Below are 4876 nucleotides of genomic sequence, written 5' to 3' on the forward strand. Positions count from 1 at the left end.
TCCCGAGGATCGATCGGCGCCACCGCGTCCACCGCCAGCGAAATCCGATCCCCGTCGTCATCCACCGACACCAGCAACGGATAGTTGGTGCGCTCGCGCAGGTACACGAGGTTGATCCCGTCGAGCGCCTCGTTGCGGCCGTCGTCCGGTTCCTGGGGCTGGGGCTGTCCGGTGTTGTGGCGGTAGTTGAACAGCGCGGTGAACAGCGGCATGTCACCCGACACACCGCTCGCCCGCTGCGCCAGCGTCAACGGCGCGTGCTCATGCTCCAGCAGCTCCGCCAGTTGGCTCCGCATCGCCGAGACCGCACCCAGCACGCCCAGTTCGTGGGTGCGCACGCGTACCGGCAGCGTGTTCATGTACGGCCCAGGGACCTGGTCGGAGCCGGTGCCCGCGTTCATGCGGCCGAACAGGACCGTGCCGAACACCACGTCGTCACGACCCGACACCGCCGCCAGCGCCCGCGCCCACGCCACATGCAGCAACGTCGCCGGACTCGCCCCCACCCGGCGCGCGACCTCCAGCAGCCGGGTGTGCAGTTCCGCCGAGAACGGGACCACTTGGCGGACCGCGCCCGCGCCGTCGCCACGTACGTCCACCATCCCGTACGGCGCGGTCGGCTCGGTCACGTCGCCGAGCAGCTCGGTGAAGTAGCGCTCGTGCTCGGCGCGCTCGACGGCGCCACGGGCCTGGGCCACGAAGTTGCGGAACGGCAGCGGCTTGGCGAGCGTGCCGTCGCGCCCGGAGAGGATCGCCCGCACCTCTCGCAGGACGATCTCGAGCGCGGTGTGGTCGCGGACGATGTGGTGGTTCCGCACCAGCCCGAGCCAGCGGCCGGTGCCGGGGACCGGGGTGATGTGCACGCTCATCAGGGGTGCGCGGCCCAGGTCCATCGCCTGGCCGACGTCCGCGACCAGGCGTTCCACCAGGTCGCCGTCCTGCGGGTGCAGCGTCACCTCGTGTACGGGCAGGGTCGTGCGACGCCAGACGACCTGGACGGGCTCGCGCAGTCCTTCCCAGACGATCGAGGTGCGGTAGATGTCGTGGCGATCGACGACCTGCTGCAGCGCGTCGAGGAAGGCGTCGAGCCGCCCGCGCGACTTGAACTCCAGCACCGTCGGCATCACATAGGCGTCCTGACCGCCCTCCGCCAGCAGATGGTGGAAGAGCAGACCTTCCTGAAGCGGGGCAAGCGGGTAGATGTCGGCGATGTTGGCCACGCCACCCTCCACCGTGGCCGCGATCCGGTCGATCTCGCCGGTGGTCAGCTCCACCAGGGGCAGCATCTCCGGCGTGATCGCCCGAGCGTCGGCCGGGATCGCGTTGGCGGGCACCGCCACCTGCTTCTCCCCCACCGACGCGGCCAGCCCGGCCGGGGTGGGCGCCTGGAAGAACGAGCGCACCGACACCGACACACCCCGTGCCTGCAGCAACGCGACCAGCCGAATCGCCAGCAACGACTGCCCGCCGAGCGCGAAGAAGTCATCCTCCACCCCGACGCTCTCCACCCCCAGCACCTTGGCGAACGCCGCGCACACCACCTCCTCCCGAGCGTTGACCGGCCCCCGCCCGACCCCACCCACCGTTTCGGGCACGGGCAACGCCCGCCGATCCACCTTGCCGTTCGCCGTCAACGGCAGCCCCTCCAACGCCACCACCGCCGAGGGCACCATGAACTCCGGCAGACGCTCTCCCACGAACGCCCGGACGGACTCCGCCAGGCCCGCCGTGTTCCCGGCCGGCACCACGTAGGCGACCAGCCGGACATCGCCCGGCCGGTCCTCGCGGGCGATCACCGCGACCTGCGCCACCTGCGGGTGCGCGGCCACCACCGCCCGCACCTCGCCCGGCTCCACCCGGAACCCGCGCACCTTCACCTGGTCGTCCACCCGCCCCAGGAAGACGAGCTGACCGTCGGATGACCAGCGCACCCGGTCCCCGCTGCGATACATCCGCACACCAGGCTCGAACGGACACGCCACGAACCGCTCACCCGTCAACCCGGGACGACCGGCGTACCCCCGCGCCACCCCATCGCCGGCGACGTACAGCTCACCCGCCACCCCCACCGGCACCGGCGAAAGACGCTCATCCAGCACGTACGCCCGCATATTGGCCACCGGCCGGCCCACCACCGGACTTGCACCCTCCACCCGCGCCACCGCCGACAGCACCGTGCACTCACTCGGACCGTAGAGGTTGAATCCCTCCACCCCGCTGGCCACCAACCGCTCCCACAGCGCTTCCGGCACCGCCTCGCCGCCCACACCGAGCCGCTTCAGCCCGGCCCGCTCCAACAGCCCCGCCTCCACCAGCACCTGCGCGTACGACGGCGTCACCTCCGCAAAGTCGATCCCGCCCTCAGCCAGCCACGCCACCAACCGCCCCGCGTCCAACCACGTCTCCCCATCCACCACATGCAACTCACGACCCGTGAACAACGCCGCCAACTGATTCCACGACGCATCGAACGACACCGACGTCGTCAACGCCACCCGCTCCACCCCCACCAGCACACTCCCACCCAGCCACCCACACAGACCCACCACACCCCGATGCGGCACCACCACACCCTTCGGCCGACCCGTCGACCCCGACGTGTACACCACATACGCCGCGCCGCCGCCCTTCACCACGCCCAGCGCCCCAGCGGGCAGGCTCGCCAGCTCCGCCTCCACCGCCGGGTCGTCCAGCACCACGACCGGCACGCCCGACACCACCCCGGCCGTCTGCGCCGAGGCCAGCACCACCACCGGCGCGGCATCGGCGACCATCCACCCCAGCCGCTCCCCCGGATACGCCGGATCCAGCGCCACATACGCGCCACCCGCCTTGAGCACCGCCACCAGCGCCACGATCAGATCGGCGCCGCGCTCCAGACACACCCCCACCACCGACTCCGCACCCACACCACGCGCCACCAGCAGTCGTGCCAGCCGATCGGCCCGCTCGTCCACCTGCGCATACGACAGACTCACGCCCCCGGCCACCACCGCCACCGCACCCGGCGACCGCGCCACCTGCGCCTCGAACAACTCCACCAACGACCCGGCCCCCACCTCGACCGCCGTGTCATTCCACTCCACCAGCACCCGACGCCGCTCGACCCCGTCCAGCACCCCGACCTGACTCAACCGCGTCGACGGCTCAGCGGTCACCGCATCCAGCACCCGCACCAACCGCGAAACCAGGACCTCCACCGACCCCTGATCGAACACATCCGCCGCCGCCACCACCGACCCGCGCAACCCCGCAGCAGCACCCCCCGGGCCGAACAGCTCGCCCACCGTGAAGTCCAGGTCGAACTTCGCCGCCGACATCCCCGCCGTGATCTCTGCCGACACCGCAGCGGACGGCCCGCCGACCCGCGCGCCGGGCAGGTCCAGCACCGCCTCGACGTTGTTCTGGACCTTGAACATCACCTGGAACAACGGATGCCGCGCCATCGACCGCGACGGCGCCAGCTCCTCCACCAACCGCTCGAACGGCAGCTCCTGGTGCGCGAACGCGGTCCACCCGGCCTGTCGCGCGCGCGAGAGCACGTCGGTGAACGTCGGATCGCCGGACAGGTCGGTACGCAGCACCACGTTGTTGACGAAGAACCCGACCAGGTCATCCAGCGCGACGTCGGTACGGCCGGCCACGGTCGTACCGATCGGGACGTCGGTCCCCGCACCCAGCCGCGACAGCAGCACGGCCAGCGCCGCCTGCAGGACCATGAACGTGGTCGCACCCTCGGCCCGCGCCAGCTTCACGACCCGCGCGTGCACCTCGGCCGAGACCTCGATCGGCACCGTGTGCCCCCGGTGCGAGGCCACCGCCGGACGCGGCCGGTCGAAGGGCAGCTCCAACTCCTCCGGAAGGCCGGCCAGGGCCTCTCGCCAGTAGGCCATCTGGGTGAAGAGCAGGCTGCCCGGATCGTCCTCGTCGCCGAGGAGTTCGCGCTGCCACAGGGTGTAGTCGGCGTACTGGACCGGCAACGGCTCCCACAGCGGGGCCGACCCTCCGCGCCGAGCCGCATAGGCCACCGAGACGTCACGCGCCAGCGGCCCCATGGACCAGCCGTCGCTGGCGATGTGGTGGACGACGACGACCAGCACCCGCTCATCCGGCCCGGCCTCGAACAACCAGGCCCGGATCGGCACCTGTGACGCCAGATCGAAGGCATGCCCCGCCGCCTCGGCCACCGCCGTCGGCAGGTCTGCGGGGGCGACCTCGGCGACCGCCAGCTCCCACGTCAGCTCATCGAACGGGACCACGTGCTGATGCGGCTCGCCCTCCACGTCGGGGAAGATCGTCCGCAGCACCTCGTGCCGCTCGATCACATCCCGCAGAGCCAGGCCGAGGGCGTCGCGATCCACTTCGTCCGACAGTCTCAGCACGACCGGCATGTTGTAGGTCGCGCTCGGCCCTTCCGACTGAGCGATGAACCACAACCGGCGCTGCGCGAACGACAACGGAATCATCAGGACTCCTTCTGAGTACGCATGGGCCGCAACGCCGGCCTCGCTGATTTGAGATCACCAAGCTGTCGTGCAAGTCCTGCGGCCGTGGGGGCCTCTATCAGGACCTTCAACGGCACTTCCACGCCCAGCGCCGCCCTGATCTGGCTGACCAGCCGCACCGCCAGCAGCGAATGCCCGCCCAGGGCGAAGAAGTCGTCATCCACCCCGACGCTGTCCAGACGGAGGACCTGTGCGAATGCCGCGCACAAGACCTCTTCTTCGCGGGTGGCGGGTTCTCGGCCGGCCTTGATGGTGTGCTGAGGGGCGGGCAGGGCTTTGCGGTCGAGTTTGCCGTTCACCGTCACCGGCAACGCATCCAGCACCACCACCGCCGACGGCACCATGTACTCCGGCAACCGCTCCGCCGCGAA

The 4876-nt window shown here is 70.8% G+C and carries 2 protein-coding genes; both read right to left on the reverse strand.

Going from position 1 to position 4876, the window contains the following annotated elements:
• On the reverse strand, window positions 1-4466 hold a 4466-nt coding region (locus tag AB0I15_RS66505), incomplete at its 3' end, for an amino acid adenylation domain-containing protein (protein WP_358121039.1).
• Window positions 4466-4876: phosphopantetheine-binding protein (locus AB0I15_RS66510; protein WP_358121041.1), on the reverse strand; the 411-nt coding region annotated here is incomplete at its 5' end. The genes AB0I15_RS66505 and AB0I15_RS66510, both read right to left, overlap by 1 nt.

Source organism: Nonomuraea sp. NPDC050643, from assembly GCF_040654715.1.
GTDB lineage: Bacteria > Actinomycetota > Actinomycetes > Streptosporangiales > Streptosporangiaceae > Nonomuraea.